Below are 15,375 nucleotides of genomic sequence, written 5' to 3' on the forward strand. Positions count from 1 at the left end.
CAGCGGCTGCGCCCCGCCCCTCGCCCCCGCCACCGAGGTCAGCGGCGAGGTGGGCGTCACGCCCCGGAGAATGAACCGGCCCACCGGTACCCGCGCCAACCGCGGGCGCCGGCCTCAACCCCGGGACCGCCGGTCCCGGGGTTCCGGCAGTTCCGGACGGAGGGGAACCCGCAGGCGTCGGCCACGGACCGCGCGTCGGCTACGGGGTCTCCGGCGCCTCGCACGGCGCATGGGGCCGCTCGCGGTCCGCCGAGTAGAGGTGGCTGTCGCGGAACTGCTCGGCGCCCAGGGTGCGGCCGACCATGATCACGGCCGTACGGACCACGCCCGCGGCCTTCACCTGGTCGGCGATATCGGCGAGGGTGCCGCGCAGGACCAGTTCGTCGGGGCGGGAGGCCATCGCGACGACGGCGGCCGGGCAGTCGGCGCCGTAGTGCGGCAGAAGTTCGGCGACGACCCGGTCGACGTACATCGCGGCCAGGTGGAGGACCAGCAGCGCACCGCTGCTGCCGAGGGTGGCGAGGTCCTCGCCCTCGGGCATGGGGGTGGCGCGCTGGGCGACGCGGGTGAGGATGACGGTCTGGCCGACGGTGGGGACGGTCAGCTCGCGCTTGAGGGCGGCGGCCGCCGCGGCGAACGCGGGGACGCCCGGCACCACCTCGTACGGCACCCCGGCCGCATCCAGCCTGCGCATCTGCTCGGCGACCGCGCTGAAGACGGACGGGTCGCCGGAGTGCAGCCGGGCGACGTCGTGGCCCTCCTCGTGGGCACGGACCATCTCGGCGGTGATCGTGTCGAGGTCCAGCTGAGCGGTGTCGACGAGCCGGGCGCCGGGCGGGCACTCGGCGAGCAGCTCGCGCGGCACCAGGCTGCCCGCGTAGAGGCAGACCCCGCAGGAGGCGAGCGTACGGGCGCCGCGCACGGTGATCAGGTCGGCGGCGCCGGGACCCGCGCCGATGAAGTGGACGGTCATGGTTGCTCGGTCTCCTGGGGGAGGGAGGACGGGGACGGGGAGGCGGCCGGTGGCTTCACGGCCGACCACTGGGTGACCGGCATCGCCTGCCGCCAGCCCGTGAAGCCGCCGACCGGCACCGCATGGGCGACCGCGAGCCGGACCAGTTCACCGCCGTGCTGCCGGTAATGGTCGGCGAGCAGCGCCTCGGACTCCAGCGTCACGGTGTTCGCGACGATCCGGCCGCCCGCCGGCAGCGCCTCCCAGCACGCGGCCAGCAGGCCGGGGGCGGTCAGCCCGCCACCGATGAACACCGCGTCCGGCGTCGGCAGTCCGTCCAGCGCCGCGGGCGCGGAGCCGTGGACGACGCGCAGTGCCGGTACGCCGAGCGAGCGCGCGTTGCGGCCGATCCGCTCGGCCCGTACGGCGTCGCGCTCGACGCTGAGGGCGCGGCAGCTGCGGTGTGCCCGCAGCCATTCGACGGCGATGGAGCCGGAGCCGCCGCCGATGTCCCACAGGAGTTCGCCGGGAGCGGGTGCCAGCGCGGCGAGGGTGGCGGCGCGGACATGGCGCTTGGTGAGCTGGCCGTCGTGTTCGTAGGCGGCGTCGGGGAGGCCGGGGACGGTGGCCAGCGGCGGGGTGCCGGGCTCGCGGCGGCAGTCGAGGGCGATGACGTTGAGGGGGTCGGCGGGCGGTGCGTCCCAGTCGGCGGCGGTGCCCTCGGCCGTCCGCTCGCGGTGGCCGCCGAGCTGCTCCAGTACCCGCATACGGGTCGGGCCGAAGCCGTGTGCGCGCAGCAGGGCGGCGACCTCGGCGGGGGTGCCGGCACCGGCGGACAGCACCAGCAGGCGGTGGCCGTCGTACAGCGCGCGGGCCAGGTTCTCGGTGGGCCGTCCGACGAGCGTGATGACCTCGGTGTCCTCCAGCGGCCAGCCGAGGCGGGCGCAGGCGTAGGAGACGGAGGAGGGGTGCGGGAGGATGCGGAGCCGTGGCCCGCCCCGGGCCGCTTCCGCCGCCCCGTCCGCCCACACCTCGGTCAGCGTCCGCCCGATCCCGTAGAACATCGGGTCGCCGCTGGCCAGCACGCACACCCGGCGCCCGGCGTGCGCGGCCAGCAGTCCGGGGACGGCGGGGCGCAGGGGGGAGGGCCACGGGACGCGCTCACCGGCGCACTCCCCGGGCAGCAGCGCGAGCTGGCGGGGGCCGCCGATCAGCACCCCGGCGCTGCGCAGGGCCTGCCGGGAGGCGTCGGGCAGCCCGTCCCAGCCGTCGGCCCCGATGCCGACGACGGTGACGGGTTCAGGAGCGGCCGGGGCGGGTGGTGCGGGGCTCACTGCCGAGTACCTCAGAGGTCGGGAGGGGCCGGCCCCGGGAGGGGTGCCGGTCCGGGGGACGGGAGCCGAACTTTACTGACCGGTCGGGTCACGGGGTCCCGCTGCCCCCCACGAACCCCTGCAAGGCCGCGGCACGCTTCACCGGCCGCGGCGCGCTGGAGCCGCACCCCGTACACGCCTACAGCAGCGGTGGCCGCCGCACTCGGCGGCCGTCCCTCGTCCGCCCCGCGGCCTCACGCCAGCAGTGCGGTCAGGAACTGCCAGGAGAACAGGAACGTCGCGCAGAAGCCCAGGCCTGCCGGCAGCCACTGCCAGATGCCGCGCGGGGAGTCGAAGCAGACCAGATAGCCGAGGACGGCGACCACGCCGGTCAGGGCGCCCAGCCAGAAGGGGAGGCCGTCGTGGTGCGTGGACAGGATGGCGACGGCGGCCAGCAGGCCGAGCACCGCCAGGATCTGGCCCTTGCCGGGTGCGGGCCGCGCGATCTCGCCCGTAGCGCTCATAGCGCCGGATGCTACCCGGGCGCGGGGACCTCGGCGGCTTCCCACGCCAGCCGGGAGCGGACATCCGGACTCCGCTTTCGGCACCCGCTCCCCTCCTCATCCGCACCGCTCTGACCAGGCACGATAGGCCGTTCGACGGTAATGACAACGGTCACCGATGCAGCCTTTGGATCTTTTGCCGAAGTGCGGTTTGCTTCGGACGAGGAGCCAGGAAGGAGCGCGCCCATGACCGAGGACGCCCACAGCCACGGGCACAGCCACAGCCACGCCCACGGGGTCGCGCCGGACGCCGACCGGCGCTGGCTGCGTTCCGCGCTCATCCTGCTCACCGCGTACATGGCGGTCGAGGTCGTCATCGGTGTCGTGGCGCAGTCCCTGGCACTGATCTCGGACGCCGCCCACATGCTCACCGACGCGGTCTCGATCGTGCTGGCCCTGGTCGCGATGCGGCTGGCCGCGCGGCCCGCGCGCGGTGGCTACACCTACGGGCTCAAGCGCGCCGAGATCCTCTCCGCCCAGGCCAACGGCATCACCCTGCTGCTGCTGTCGGTCTGGCTGGCGTACGAGGCGGTCCAGCGGCTGATCTCGCCGCCCGCGGTGACCGGCGGGCTGGTGCTGGTCACCGCGCTGTCCGGGATCGTGGTGAATCTGATCTGCACCTGGCTGCTGTCCCGGGCGAACCGCTCCAGCCTGAACGTCGAGGGCGCCTACCAGCACATCCTCACCGACCTGTTCGGGTTCGTCGCCACCGCCCTGGCCGGTCTGATCGTGCTGACGACGGGCTTCGAGCGGGCGGATGCGATCGCCTCGCTGGTGGTCGTCGCCCTGATGCTGCGGGCCGGTACGGGGCTGGTGCGCGAATCCGGACGGATCTTCATGGAGGCCGCACCGGCCGGCGTCGACCCGGACGCGCTGGGCGAGCATCTGGTCGCCACGGACGAGGTCGTCGAGGTGCACGATCTGCACATCTGGCAGATCACCTCCGGGCATCCGGCGCTGTCGGCGCACATCCTGGTGGCGCCGGGCGGCGACTGCCACAAGGTCCGCCGCAGTCTGCAGGAGCTGCTCAGCGGCGAGTACGGCATCGGCCACGCCACCCTCCAGGTCGATCACGTCGGTGAACAGGGCACGCCCGACGACGTCCTGACGCTGGGCCCCCGGCCCGGACCCGATCCGGAGCAGCAGGACGGCCATTGCGAGGACGCCCATGGTCCGGTGCACCGGTCGGGGCCGCACCGGCAGTGAGGCACGGGGCCGCCGCCCCCCTCACTCGGGTGAACCCGGCCCGGGAGGAGGCCGCCTGCCGCCGGTGACGGGGGCCGCGGTGCTCGGATGACGGCATGAGAACCGCCGCTGTCTGCGCACTGCTGTGCGCCGCCACGCTCCCCGGACCGTCCGCCGCCGCGTACGCCCCGCAGGCACCGCTCACCGCGGGGTACGCCCCGCGGGCTCCACGCACCGCCGGGCACGCCCCGCAGGCACCGCCCGCCGTCTCGGTCACGGTGGCGGTGACCGACGGCCGGGACGACGCCGAGGCCGGCAAACGGCTCGACTACCGGATCACCGTGCACAACCTGGGCCCCACCGATGTCCACCGGGCCCGCATCGAGCAGGAGATGCCGGCCACCACGACCTCCGCCGCCGCGCCCGGCGCCACCGTCGAAGGGCACGGCGTGGGCCGGCAGAAGGCCGTCTGGCGCTCCGATCTGCCCGCGCACGACATCCAGGTGTTCACCGCCTCGGCCGTGCTCGGCGACCGCGCCGACCTCACCGGCAGCGCGGCCCCCGGCACCCTGCGCGCCGCCGCCACGGTCTGTGTCTACGTGGGCGAGTCCTTCGCCCCCACGGCCTGCTCCGGCGATCTGGACGACTTGCCGGAGACGCACGCGGAGGCCGGGGACGGCGACGGCTGGGTGTGGTGGGCGGCGGCCGCCGCGGCCGCCGCGCTGCTCGGGCCGGGGGTGGCACGGGCGGTACGGCGGCGGCGCGCCGCGCAGCCACGCTGAGCCCCGGGCCGCACGACCCGGCGCCCGCCCGGAAGGCCGGGGCAGGGCGCCGGGTCACCCGTTGGCACCGGCCCCGCTCGCGGACGGCAGGCGTTCGCACTTGCCTGGGAGAGGGCCCGTAGGGCACGTCGTGGGGGGTCTTCCCGGACCCGGCCGATCCATCGGACGCGCCCCGTTCCGCCGCCGGGCAGGAAGGACCAGACGCGATGTCAGCGAGCGCACCCGTACGCCCCGGCGGGCGGGTGACGGAGGGGGAGCGGTCGTCGCGGCCGCTGTGGCGGCGTGGGCGGGCGGCGGCCGGCGGGGTGCTGCTGCTGTTGGGGGCGTTGCTGGTGCCGCTGAGTCTGGCCGCGACCTGGGCGCGGGCCGAGCTGACCGAGACCGACAGCTATGTGGCGGCGGTCGCCCCGCTGGCCGGGAACGCCGCCGTCCAGGACGCGGTCGTCGACGATGTGACGGACGGGGTGATGGCGCATGTCCGGCTCGACGGGCTGCTGCACGCCGTCCCGCGCGCCGAACGTCCCGCGCTGCGGAAGCACTTCACCCGCGGCCTCCGCGAGTTCGTGGACAAGCAGGTACGGCAGGTCGTCACCGGTCGCGGCTTCCCCGCGATGTGGAACGGAGTGCACCGCACCGCCCACCGGACCCTGGACGGCAGTCTGACCGCCCCCGGCCGCTCCGCGGTCACCCTTGATCTCACCCCCGTCGTGGAGCGGGTCAAGCATCAGCTGTCCCACAACGGCATGGGGCTCGACATCCTCCGCCGGGTGCCGAGGGCCGGGGTGGAGATCGTGCTGCTGAAGGCACCGGACGTGCCGCGGATCGCGGCCGTCTACAAGGTCGTGCGGACCGGGGCGCTGCTGTTGCCGCCCGCCGCGGCACTGTGCCTGACCGGCGGGCTGCTGCTGACGCGGCGCCGGCGGCGCGCGCTGATCTGTACGGGGCTGGGCTGCGCGGCGGCCGCCGCCCTGCTGGCCGCCGCGCTCGCGCTGGTCCGCGGCCGTGCCCTGGACGCGCTGCCCGCCATGATCTCCCGGCCCGCCGCGCACGCCTACGCCGATGCGCTCGCCGGTCCGTTGCTCACCGGGGTCTGGGGGGTGGTCGGCGCGGGCATCCTGACCGCGGCGCTGGCCGCGGCGGGACCGCCGACGGCCCGGACACTGCTCGCGCGCCGGCTCGCCCGCGCCGCCGACAGCCGCTGACCTCCGCTCAGATCGCCAGGACCGTCTTGCCCTGTGCCCGGCCGGTGCGGCTGGCCTCCAAGGCCTCCGGCGCCTCTTCCAAGGCGACCTCGCGTCCTACGAGGACCGTCAGACGGCCCGCGTCGACCTGGCCGGCGAGGATCTCCAGCAGCTGCTGGGAGGGGCGGTTGACGAAGTTGAAGCCGCGCAGGTTGTTGTCGGTCAGCTCGTCGGCGTCGGCCGAGCCGATGAGCGAGACGGCCGTGCCCCCGTCGCGTACGGTCCGCGTCAGCTCGCCGAACTCACGAGGCCCGCTGGTCATGTCGATCAGCACATCGACGCCGTCCGGATGGGCCGCGAGGACCTGGTCGGCGACCGGTCCCACGGTGTGGTCGACGGTCTCCGCGGCGCCCAGCGTCCGCATCAGCTCCGCCTTGGCCGGGCGCGCGGTGGCGATCACCTCGGCGCCGCGGCCGGCCGCCAGCTGGGTGGCGAAGGTACCGACGCCGCCGGTCGCGCCGACGATCAGCACCCGGATGCCCTCGGTGACCCGGGTCTCCTCGACCAGGTTGTATGCGGTCATGCCGGCCGTCGGCAGCGCCGCGGACGTGGCGTAGGTGACGCTGCGGGCGGCGTGCGCGAGGCGGCCCTCGTCGGCAACGGCGAGTTCGCCGTACGAACCGCCGCCCTGATCCGGCCGCTGGAACTGGCCGAACACCGCGTCGCCGACGGTGAACCGCCGTACGCCGTCCCCGATCGCGAGTACCTCGCCCGCGCCGTCCGCCCCCAGGACCAGGGGGAAGGCGGCCGGTACGGCATCCCCGAACATGCCATCGGCGATCTTCCAGTCGCTGGGGTTGAGTCCGGCGGCGGACAACCTCACCAGGACCTCACCGGGCCCTGGTTCGGGCTGTGGCAGATCCATGAGCTGCGGCTTTTCACCGAATGCGCTGACTGCTACGGCTCTCATCGTGGCGTTCCCTTCCACCCTTCCGACCGGTGGCCGAAGTGGATCGTAAGCACGCGGGTGGGGCCGGACGCGGCAGGAGGAGAGGCGGTGCGGCGGAAGCAACTCGTACGGCCCCTCACGCCGGGGCTGTCCGGCCCTCCGTTCGGCGGGGCGCGGCCGTTGGGGCCGCGGGCCGGCCGTGCGGTCCACGCCGACGGCGCTCCCCGCCGCGTTTCCTCCGGGCCGGGGCGCTTCCCGGCTCCGGGCGGCTCCCGGCTCCAGCGTGGTGAATTCCCCGGTCCGCGGGGCGCGGCGCAGGGTGGTTCCGGCCCCGCACGGTCCGCCTCGGGTACATATGACGCCATGCGCGTACTGGTCGCGGCGGCCGAGGAGTTGGCCGCGGACATGAGGGCCACGGGGCTGCGCCGTGCCCGTCGGCACCGTGCGCCGGCCGGGCGTACGCGACGGCCGGGTGCCGGCACTGTCCCGCACGGAATGCGGGGTGCTGGAGGCGGGAGTGGCGCAGGGAGCGGTCTGACGGCCCGTAACCCCGCTCCCACCCGATTGCCCGCCTGACGGGTCCGCTCGCGGGCCGCGGGATTCAATGGCTCAATGATCCGGTTCGAGTCCGTCACCAAGCGCTACCCCGACGGGACCACCGCCGTCGACGACCTCTCCTTCGAGGTCGGCGAGGGTGAGCTGGTGACGCTGGTCGGACCGTCCGGCTGCGGCAAGACGACGACGATGATGATGGTCAACCGGCTCATCGACCCCACCCACGGGCAGATCTATGTCGACGGCTCGGACGTCGCCGGTGTCGATCCGGTCGAACTGCGCCGCCGGATCGGCTATGTCATCCAGCAGACCGGCCTCTTCCCCCACCGCACCGTCCTCGACAACACCGCCACCGTGCCCTTTCTGACGGGCTGGAAGAAGGCCAAGGCACGCGAGCGGGCCGCCGAACTCCTGGACCTGGTCGGGCTGGACCCGGCGGTCTACGGCTCGCGCTACCCCGAACAGCTCTCCGGCGGCCAGCGGCAGCGGGTCGGGGTGGCCCGTGCGCTCGCCGCCGATCCACCGGTGCTGTTGATGGACGAGCCGTTCGGTGCGGTCGACCCGGTCGTCCGCGACCGGCTGCAGAAGGAGTTTCTGCGGCTGCAGGCCACCATGCACAAGACGGTGCTGCTGGTCACCCATGACATCGAGGAGGCCATCCGGCTCGGCGACCGGATCGCGGTCTACGGGGAGGGCCGGATCGAGCAGTACGACACCCCCGCGAGCGTCCTCGGCGCCCCCGCCACCCCCTACGTCGCCGAATTCGTCGGTACCGACCGCGCGTTGAAGCAACTGTCGGTCACCGGTATCGACATCGGCGACCTCGAACACCCTCCGCTCGTCGGACTCGGCGAACCCGCCGCGGAGGCCGCGGGACGGCTGCGGGCCGAGGGCGCCCGCTGGGCGGTGGTGCTGGACGAGGACGGCGCACTGCATGGCTGGGCGGGCACGGAGGAGCTGGCGGGAGTGGCGGGCACGGTTGCCGGTCATGCCCGCCGGATGGAGGCCTGGGTACCGGTGACGGGCACCCTCAAGGCGGCCTTCAGCGAGATGCTCAAACACGATGCCGGCTGGACCGCGGTCCTGGACGGCCACCGGTTCCTGGGCGTCCTCACCCCCACAAAGCTCCATGAGGCACTGCGCCGCACCATCGACTCCGATGAACGGGGGGTACCCCGGGAGCGGGCCGAGGTGGATTCCGTTCCTACGGAGTGAGCTCGCAGGGCGGTGCGGGGCTGTTCCACGTGAAACGCCCCGCCCTGCCTGCCTGGCGTTTCACGTGAAACAGCCCCGCCCTCACCGGCCGATGTCAGCCCTTGGGCAACAGCCCCTTGGACTGGAGGTAGTTGCGGGCCACATCCGCCGGCAGCCGCCGCCAGCTGTCCACCTGCTCGTTGAGGTGCGCCAGGTCGGCGGTGGTCAGGACCTTGTTGAGGCGGTTGAGGGCGGCGGCCACCCGTTCGCTGCCCGCGCGGGCACGGTTGACGACGGGGACGACATAGTCGGCGTTCTGGAGTTTTCTGTCGTCGGCGAGCAGCACCAGGCCGAACTGGTCGAGGGTGGCATCGGTGCTGGTGGTCAGCACCATCTGGTCCTGCCCGTTCTGTACGGCCTGTTTGGCGGGCGTGGTGCCGACGCCCTTCGGGTCGATGGCGGTGATGTTGATCCCGTACCGCTTCCTGAGCCCCGGCGCGCAGAACGGCCGCTGCACACACTCGTCGCCCGCCGCCAGACGCACCGGCAGCTTGGCGCGGCCCAGGTCGCTGAGGGTCTTGAGGTGGTGCTTGCGGGCGTATGCGGCGCTCACCGCGAAGGCGTTCTGGTCGACGGCCCGGCCGGCCGGGAGCACGGTCAGACCGCGGGGGCCGGCGAGCCGGCGCAGCGCGGCCATGGTCGCACCGCGGTCCGGCGAGGCGACCGGGGCCGCCTTGGCTCCCTTGTCCTTGGCGTTGAGCCAGTCGGCGAAGGTCGCGGCGTACTCGGGGACCACATCGATCTGCCCGGCCTCCAGGGCCGGTTCGTACAGCTCACGGTTGCCGACCGTCAGGACATGGGTGCGGTATCCGGCGTGGCTGAGCAGCGCCGCATACATCTGGGCGAGCAGCTCGCTCTCCGTGAAGCCCGCCGAGCCGATGGCCAGATCGCGGCTGTCGCCGGGGGAGGCGGTGATCGCGGAGCGGGTCTCCAGGGAGGGGCCGCCGGCGCAGGCCGAGAGCCCGAGGGCAGTGAGGACCACAAGCGCCGCGGCAGCCGCTCTCACCGGATCCGCCCCCGCGCCCAGTCCGGCACGAACCGCTGCGCCAGCTCGAAGGCGGCCTCCATCAGCAGCGCGAACACCGCGACCAGCACCGCGCCGGCGACCACCTGAGGGGTGCTGGCCAGGTTGAATCCCGCGGTGATGATCCGGCCGAGGCCGCCGCCGCCCACCAGCGCGGCCAGCGTGGCGGTGGCCACCAGCTGGACCGCGGCGATCCGGATGCCGGTCACGACGAGCGGAAAGGCGAGCGGCACCTCGACCCGCCACACCAGCTGTGTCCCGGTCATCCCCATGCCCCGCGCGGCCCGCACCACGCTCTGGTCCACCTCGCGCATCCCGACGTACGCATTGGTCAGCAGCGGCGGAATGGCGAACAGCACCAGCGCGATGATCGTCGGCCACTGCCCGTACCGCCCGATGGGCGTCAGCAGAAGCAGGACCAGTACGGCGAAGGTCGGCACCGCCCGGCCGATATTGGCGAGATTGACGGCCAGCGCGCCACCCCGGCCGAGGTGGCCGAGGGTCAGCGCGACCGGCAGTGCGATCACGGCACTGATGACCAGGCAGGCGAAGGTGAGCACGAGGTGCTGTTCGAGGCGGTGCCAGACCCCGTTCTCACCGGACCAGTTGGCGGCCGTGGTCAGCCAGGTCCACACCGCGGAGAGGGTGTTCACGTCCGCCGCCCGGCGGCTGCGGCCGGCCGCTTCGCTCCCCCGCCGGCCCGGGTCCGCACCCGCGCCTTGCGTCCGGCCCGGCGCCAGGGGGTGAGCAGCCGTTCCGCGCCGAGCAGCAGCAGATCGAAGACGATCGCGATGAGCACGCACAGCACGGACGCGGTGAGTACCTGCGCCTTGAAGAAGGAGTTCATTCCGGCGTAGATGAGGTTGCCCAGCCCGCCGTACCCGACGATCGCCCCGACGGTGGTGAGCGCGACGGCCGAGACGGTGGCGATCCGCAGCCCGGCCATCGCGGCCGGTACGGCCAGCGGCAGTTCGATGGCCAGCAGTTGGCGCATCGGCCCGTACCCCAGGCCGCGGGCGGCCTCCTTGGCCTCGGCGGGGACCCCGTCCAGCCCCGCCAGGATGTTCCGTACGAGCAGGGTGAGGGAGTACAGGGCGAGGCCGACCACGACGAGGGTGGCGGACAGCCCGTAGACCGGCAGCAGCAGCGAGAACATCGCCAGCGACGGGATGGTGTAGATGACCGTGGTGATGCCGAGCACCGGTCCGACCGTCCAGCGCCTGCGGCGGGCCAGCAGCGCCAGCGGGACCGCGATCACCAGCCCGAGCGCCACCGAGATCACCGTCAGCTGGATGTGCTGGCCGACCGCGTCGAGCAGGATCTGCCGACGGGTGCTCAGGTAGTCGCCGCAGATCCAGTCGTTACGGGCCAGGCAGTCGTCCGGCGGCGGTGCGGTCACGGTACGAGTCCACCCCGGCGGGGGCGGGGTGTCGCGGCGGACGCGTCCGATCGGGGTGGGTGCGGACGGCCTCCGCCGACGGCCGTTCCGCCCGCCCGCTTCCTCTCCTCACCTCGCGTACACACCCCACGTATACACGCAGTGTGTACTGGCTATGTATAGTCCACCTGAGCCTGTTCGACCCGGGTGACCGAAGGTCGGCACGACGCGGCGATGCCACCCACGCGTCGGCTTTGCCATGCGCAAAAGCGCAGGTCATGGGCTCACTGTCCACCGCCCACGCCCGAAGAGAGACCCGCATGCCGAAGCGTCATTCTGCGGCCCGCAACACGTCCATAGCCGGGCTGCTGGCGGCCACGGCCCTGACCCTGACCCTCAGCGGCTGCGCCACCTACGACGTCACCGCCCCGGCCGACGCCCGCGCCGACGCACCGGCGGCCGACGTCAAGGCGAAGGACGCCCGGCTCGCCGCGGCCGAGGACGCGAAGAACGGGGACGGCAGGAACGGGGACGCGAAGGACGGCGGGCAGACCACGGCCGGGAACGGCACGGGCGATGACGTCGACTGCCGCACGGCGAAGTGCGTCGCGCTCACCTTCGACGCGGGCCCCAGCGAGCACACCAACCGGCTGCTGGACATCCTCAAGAAAGAGAAGGTGCACGCGACCTTCTTCATGCTCGGCGAGAACCACGTCGACAAGCGCCCCGCCGAGGTGAAGCGGATCGACGCCGAGGGCCATGAGCTGGCCAACCACACCTGGTCGCACCAGATCCTGACCGACATCCGGCCCGGGGAGGCCAAGCGGGAGCTGTCCCGCGTACAGGAGGCGGTCCGCAAGATCACCGGCAAGACGCCCCGGCTGATGCGCCCGCCACAGGGCCGGACCGACGAAGAGGTGTCCAAGATCAGCAAGGAACTCGGCCTGGCGCAGGTCCTGTGGAGCGTGACCGCCAAGGACTACCGGACCAACGACTCGGTCCTGATCACCAAGCGGGTGCTCGACCAGACCGAACGCGACGGCATCATCCTGCTGCACGACATCTACAAGGGGACCGTGCCGGCCGTCCCCGGGATCCTCAAGGAGCTGAAGAAGCGCGGCTACACGGTCGTCACGGTCTCCCAGCTGCTCTCCCCGGCGAAGCCGGAGCCGGGGATGGTCTACCGCCCGTAGCGCCCGACGCGGAGCGGACGCCACGCAGCGGACGCCACGCAGCGGACGCCACGGCACGGGCATACGGGGTGGGCACCCCCTACGGGGTTCCTACGGAGCGGGCGCCTTGGAGGCCCTCGGCTGCCCCACCGCCGCCCCCTTCCCGCTGAGCCGGTGCCACCAGTGCCGGCGCCGCGGATGCACCGCGCGGCCCAGCCGGCACCCCAGCAGCAGATAGCCGATCAGCGCGCCGGCACAGTTGAGGATCACATCGTCGATGTCGAACGCCCGGCCGGTGATCAGCGCCCCCTGCACCAGCTCCACCAGCAGCATCACCAAAGCCGTCGACACCCCGACCCGGAGCAGCCCGCGGGCCCGCGGCACCAGCACCGGCAGCAGCACCCCGAACGGCAGCCCCAGCAGGACGTTGCCGCCGAGCTGCTTGACCGTATCGGCCAGGTGCGGTTGCGCCAGATAGCTCCGGATCGAGTCGCCGGGGCGGAGGTTGGGGTGGGTCAGCGGCACCGAGGCCGCCGACGGGGTCAGCGTGACCCGCGCCAGCGCCACCGCAAAAGCCACCATCGCGGCGAACGCCAGCACCAGCAGAAGGATCCGGACGGCCAGCGGGGCCCGCGCGGCCACGGGTGACCATGCCGCCTCATCGCCCTGTTGCGTATGCGCCATGAGGTCACTCCCCGGTATGCGAGATGCGCAGTGCGCCGATGGGAAGTTCGGTTACCCGGGGTCCGGCGAATCATGTGGCCGGGGACGACGGCTGCCCTCACGGCACCCACGCCACCGCCTCACCACAGGCAACAGGGGCGCCGGACAGCTCCGGCGCCCCTGCTCGGCTCATGTGCGGCTCACCCCCGGGGGCGCTCCGCCTCCACCCGTCGGCGTCCCTTGTCGTCGGACGCCGTCGGCGCCTTGGACGGTCCGGTCTGCCGCCCCGGGCCCGGGGCGCCGCCCTCCCCCGCCGCTCCCGCGCCCGGCTTGCGCGGCGGGGCGACCGCCTGGGTGTCCTGCGGGAACGTCAGCTGCTGGCTCTGCCACTCCAGGGCCGGCCCGACCTCGCGCCGCCAGGTCGCGAACTGGTGGCTGCCCTGCGGCAGGATGATCGAGTCGACGGTCATCGGCGACTTCGCGGCATGGATGAACTTCATGGTCTCGCCGTAATCCGCCTCGCCCTTACGGCTGCTGGCGACCAGCGCGGAGATCTGCGGCGCGGGAAGGTTCTTCAGCCGCCACAGCAGATCGTGCTCGCGCTCCCGCTGGGCGCCCGTCGGGCCGGGCCCGAAGAGGCTGCCGGTGGTCAGATCGTCCTTGATCGCGTAGTCACCGGAGAGCGAGACCGCCGAGGTGTAGGCCTTCGGGTTCCGCATCGCCAGCTGCAGCGAGCAGGTGCCACCGGAGGAGTACCCGAACGCGCCCCAGGCACTGGGGTCATGGCCCACCCGGTAGGCCGACTTCATGGCGTCCGGCAGATCCTTGGTGAAGAACGTCTCGGCCTGCGGCCCGCCCGGCACATCCACACACTCGGTGTCCCGCGGCGGCGCGATCGTCGGCCGGACCATCACGATCACCGTCGGCTGCATCCTGCCCTGCGCGATCAGCCGGCCCGCGTTCTGCGGCACCTGGAGGTGCTGCGCCAGGTTCATGATCCCGCCGGGGTAGCCGCTGATGACGACCATGACGGGGAACCGCTGACGGCGGAACTGCTGCTGGAAGTACTGCGGCGGCAGATAGACGAAGCCGGGGTTGATGGCTCGCGTACGGCGGCCGACGATCCGTACCGACTCGACCTTGCCCACCCTGTTCGCGGGCCCCTTGGGCAGTCCGCTCACCCGATCGAGGCCCTGCGGACCGGCCGGTTGGACCAGGCCGGCCTTCATGTTGCCGACCGAGGCGTACTGGCCGCCGCCCTGGCTCACGGACACCGGGGCCTTGTCGTTGTTGCCCAGCAGCTCGTCCCAGTTGCCGTAGAACTCGAAGTTCGTGTTCACGGCGAGGGCGAGTGCACACACGATCGACACCTGGGTGACCAGGATGGCGCCCAGTCTGCCCAGGACGGCGCCCACCCCGCGCCGCGACAGCCGGGGCCAGAACCGGACCGTGGCAGCGACGCAGAGCACCGCCAGCACGATCACCGTGTATTCGAGCGACTGACTGGTCAGCCCCATGCGCCCACATCTCCCGTCACCCTCGAAAGGGTTCTTGCCTTCTTACCGGCCGCCTAAGGCTCAACGGGCGGCTCTGGACAATGGTCACCGGAGAAGACGGGCACACCTGCGCATCGGATACCTGAACGACTCACTTCTTACCCAGCTCTTGCCACATCGTTTCCGCGGCGTGATGTGGGGCGGGGCCCGTGGCACCCGGCCGGGACAGGGCTCGTGGGACGGAGGAGGCGGTCCCCGCCCCACGAGCCCCGGCGTCTGTCACCTCCCGATGCCCCGTCCGTCCTCCCGCCACACACTCACCACGGAAGGCCGTACCAACTCACCTTCCCGGTCCGGCCATTGCGACGCAGGCCTCTCCACACTCGCCCCGTCCACCTCACCCGGATGCCGCACGGCGACCCTCACCCGCCGCTCCTGCACGATCGGCCCGCAGGTCTCGGCCCCGGTGGGTACCGTCAGGAACTGCTTGGCCTCACCGCGCCGGGCCCCGGCGGTCGCCACACCGAACAGCCCGTCATGGCTGCCCAGCGCATTGAAGCGCAGGCCGGGGAGCCGGTGCGCAGGTCCGGGGCGGGGGGGGGTGCGTACCGTCGGGGCAGGCGATGCGTACCGTCGGGGCAGTTGGCGGGTTCCGTCGGGACGGCTCGTACGGACTGCGAGGAGGTTTTGTGGACGGCCGGGGAGACGGTGCGGACGGCCGAACAACCTCGTACGCAGGGCGAACGCGCCCAGGCCGCACCGGCTGAAACCAGCTGCCGCCGCAACACCCCCGGATGGCCCACCACACAAGGCGCGGGGTCCCACGATGAGGCCGGTGTCGGCCGCTACCCTTACGTATCCGTCCTGGTCAGGGACATGTCTGTGCTTCACGGACATACGCCGCACCC

General features: G+C 72.9%; 14 protein-coding genes and 1 pseudogene. 5 read left to right on the top strand and 10 right to left on the bottom strand.

Translation table 11 applies throughout. The annotated features are described in order from the left end of the window. Positions 1 to 199 precede the first annotated feature (199 nt). The 3 genes from cobM to ACWGI6_RS00015 form a co-directional block, all read right to left on the bottom strand. A complete protein-coding gene (gene cobM, locus ACWGI6_RS00005) occupies positions 200 to 973 on the bottom strand; it encodes a precorrin-4 C(11)-methyltransferase (RefSeq protein ID WP_453265383.1) in 774 nt (257 codons plus the stop codon). Then, positions 970 to 2,286: a precorrin-6y C5,15-methyltransferase (decarboxylating) subunit CbiE gene (cbiE, locus tag ACWGI6_RS00010; protein ID WP_453265384.1), complete on the bottom strand. Its 1,317-nt coding sequence runs from the start codon at positions 2,284 to 2,286 to the stop codon at positions 970 to 972. Before cbiE ends, cobM begins: the two co-directional genes overlap by 4 nt. A 233-nt stretch (positions 2,287 to 2,519) precedes the next feature. Next, positions 2,520 to 2,789, bottom strand: coding sequence for a hypothetical protein (locus tag ACWGI6_RS00015; protein WP_453265385.1), 270 nt, complete (start codon positions 2,787 to 2,789; stop codon positions 2,520 to 2,522). Between the two features lie 225 nt (positions 2,790 to 3,014). Here ACWGI6_RS00015 and ACWGI6_RS00020 point away from each other — a divergent pair, with 225 nt between their 5' ends. The 3 genes from ACWGI6_RS00020 to ACWGI6_RS00030 all read left to right on the top strand — a co-directional run bounded on the left by ACWGI6_RS00020 (position 3,015) and on the right by ACWGI6_RS00030 (position 5,997). Further along, positions 3,015 to 4,034, top strand: coding sequence for a cation diffusion facilitator family transporter (locus tag ACWGI6_RS00020; protein ID WP_453265386.1), 1,020 nt, complete (start codon positions 3,015 to 3,017; stop codon positions 4,032 to 4,034). Between the two features lie 95 nt (positions 4,035 to 4,129). Continuing rightward, on the top strand, positions 4,130 to 4,795 hold the full coding sequence (locus ACWGI6_RS00025; RefSeq protein ID WP_453265387.1) for a hypothetical protein: 666 nt from the start codon (positions 4,130 to 4,132) through the stop codon (positions 4,793 to 4,795). A gap of 206 nt (positions 4,796 to 5,001) precedes the next feature. Beyond that, positions 5,002 to 5,997: a hypothetical protein gene (locus ACWGI6_RS00030; protein WP_453265388.1), complete on the top strand. Its 996-nt coding sequence runs from the start codon at positions 5,002 to 5,004 to the stop codon at positions 5,995 to 5,997. Positions 5,998 to 6,004: 7 nt separating this feature from the next. Here the strand turns inward: ACWGI6_RS00030 and ACWGI6_RS00035 are convergent, their stop codons facing one another. Next, positions 6,005 to 6,946, bottom strand: coding sequence for an NADP-dependent oxidoreductase (locus tag ACWGI6_RS00035; protein WP_453265389.1), 942 nt, complete (start codon positions 6,944 to 6,946; stop codon positions 6,005 to 6,007). Positions 6,947 to 7,537: 591 nt separating this feature from the next. Between ACWGI6_RS00035 and ACWGI6_RS00040 the strand changes: the two genes are divergently transcribed. Beyond that, entirely contained in the window at positions 7,538 to 8,695 is a 1,158-nt protein-coding gene (locus ACWGI6_RS00040) for an ABC transporter ATP-binding protein (RefSeq protein ID WP_453265390.1), read from the top strand. Between the two features lie 94 nt (positions 8,696 to 8,789). Here the strand turns inward: ACWGI6_RS00040 and ACWGI6_RS00045 are convergent, their stop codons facing one another. The 3 genes from ACWGI6_RS00045 to ACWGI6_RS00055 are packed head-to-tail and all read right to left on the bottom strand — an operon-like array spanning position 8,790 to position 11,157. Next, positions 8,790 to 9,740, bottom strand: coding sequence for an ABC transporter substrate-binding protein (locus ACWGI6_RS00045; protein WP_453265391.1), 951 nt, complete (start codon positions 9,738 to 9,740; stop codon positions 8,790 to 8,792). Beyond that, positions 9,737 to 10,411, bottom strand: coding sequence for an ABC transporter permease (locus ACWGI6_RS00050; protein ID WP_453265392.1), 675 nt, complete (start codon positions 10,409 to 10,411; stop codon positions 9,737 to 9,739). The genes ACWGI6_RS00045 and ACWGI6_RS00050 overlap by 4 nt, the downstream gene beginning before the upstream one ends. Next, the gene (locus ACWGI6_RS00055) at positions 10,408 to 11,157 is read right to left on the bottom strand and encodes an ABC transporter permease (RefSeq protein WP_453265393.1); all 750 of its coding nucleotides are present in this window, start codon (positions 11,155 to 11,157) and stop codon (positions 10,408 to 10,410) included. Before ACWGI6_RS00055 ends, ACWGI6_RS00050 begins: the two co-directional genes overlap by 4 nt. Positions 11,158 to 11,456: 299 nt before the next feature. Between ACWGI6_RS00055 and ACWGI6_RS00060 the strand changes: the two genes are divergently transcribed. Further along, positions 11,457 to 12,329 (top strand): polysaccharide deacetylase family protein, encoded by an 873-nt coding sequence (locus ACWGI6_RS00060; RefSeq protein WP_453265394.1) that lies wholly within the window; start codon positions 11,457 to 11,459, stop codon positions 12,327 to 12,329. A 90-nt stretch (positions 12,330 to 12,419) separates the two neighbouring features. On the opposite strand, the gene ACWGI6_RS00065 is transcribed toward ACWGI6_RS00060, so the two are convergent. From ACWGI6_RS00065 to ACWGI6_RS00075, 3 genes and pseudogenes are all read right to left on the bottom strand, one after another. Next, complete coding sequence (locus ACWGI6_RS00065) at positions 12,420 to 12,992, bottom strand: VanZ family protein (RefSeq protein ID WP_453265395.1); 573 nt, start codon at positions 12,990 to 12,992, stop codon at positions 12,420 to 12,422. A gap of 179 nt (positions 12,993 to 13,171) precedes the next feature. Further along, entirely contained in the window at positions 13,172 to 14,488 is a 1,317-nt protein-coding gene (locus ACWGI6_RS00070) for an alpha/beta hydrolase (RefSeq protein ID WP_453265396.1), read from the bottom strand. 258 nt (positions 14,489 to 14,746) lie between these two features. After that, positions 14,747 to 15,022: pseudogene (locus ACWGI6_RS00075) on the bottom strand (alkaline phosphatase PhoX); the annotation flags it as partial. Positions 15,023 to 15,375: the final 353 nt, after the last annotated feature.

The organism is Streptomyces sp. NPDC054786 (genome assembly GCF_053611685.1).

Bases quoted from the DNA above. Each gene is read 5' to 3' on its own strand.
- cobM (WP_453265383.1), bottom strand. From the start codon at position 973: ATGACCGTCCACTTCATCGGCGCGGGTCCCGGCGCCGCCGACCTGATC.
- ACWGI6_RS00015 (WP_453265385.1), bottom strand. From the start codon at position 2,789: ATGAGCGCTACGGGCGAGATCGCGCGGCCCGCACCCGGCAAGGGCCAG.
- ACWGI6_RS00020 (WP_453265386.1), top strand. From the start codon at position 3,015: ATGACCGAGGACGCCCACAGCCACGGGCACAGCCACAGCCACGCCCAC.
- ACWGI6_RS00025 (WP_453265387.1), top strand. From the start codon at position 4,130: ATGAGAACCGCCGCTGTCTGCGCACTGCTGTGCGCCGCCACGCTCCCC.
- ACWGI6_RS00030 (WP_453265388.1), top strand. From the start codon at position 5,002: ATGTCAGCGAGCGCACCCGTACGCCCCGGCGGGCGGGTGACGGAGGGG.
- ACWGI6_RS00035 (WP_453265389.1), bottom strand. From the start codon at position 6,946: ATGAGAGCCGTAGCAGTCAGCGCATTCGGTGAAAAGCCGCAGCTCATG.
- ACWGI6_RS00040 (WP_453265390.1), top strand. From the start codon at position 7,538: ATGATCCGGTTCGAGTCCGTCACCAAGCGCTACCCCGACGGGACCACC.
- ACWGI6_RS00060 (WP_453265394.1), top strand. From the start codon at position 11,457: ATGCCGAAGCGTCATTCTGCGGCCCGCAACACGTCCATAGCCGGGCTG.
- ACWGI6_RS00065 (WP_453265395.1), bottom strand. From the start codon at position 12,992: ATGGCGCATACGCAACAGGGCGATGAGGCGGCATGGTCACCCGTGGCC.
- ACWGI6_RS00070 (WP_453265396.1), bottom strand. From the start codon at position 14,488: ATGGGGCTGACCAGTCAGTCGCTCGAATACACGGTGATCGTGCTGGCG.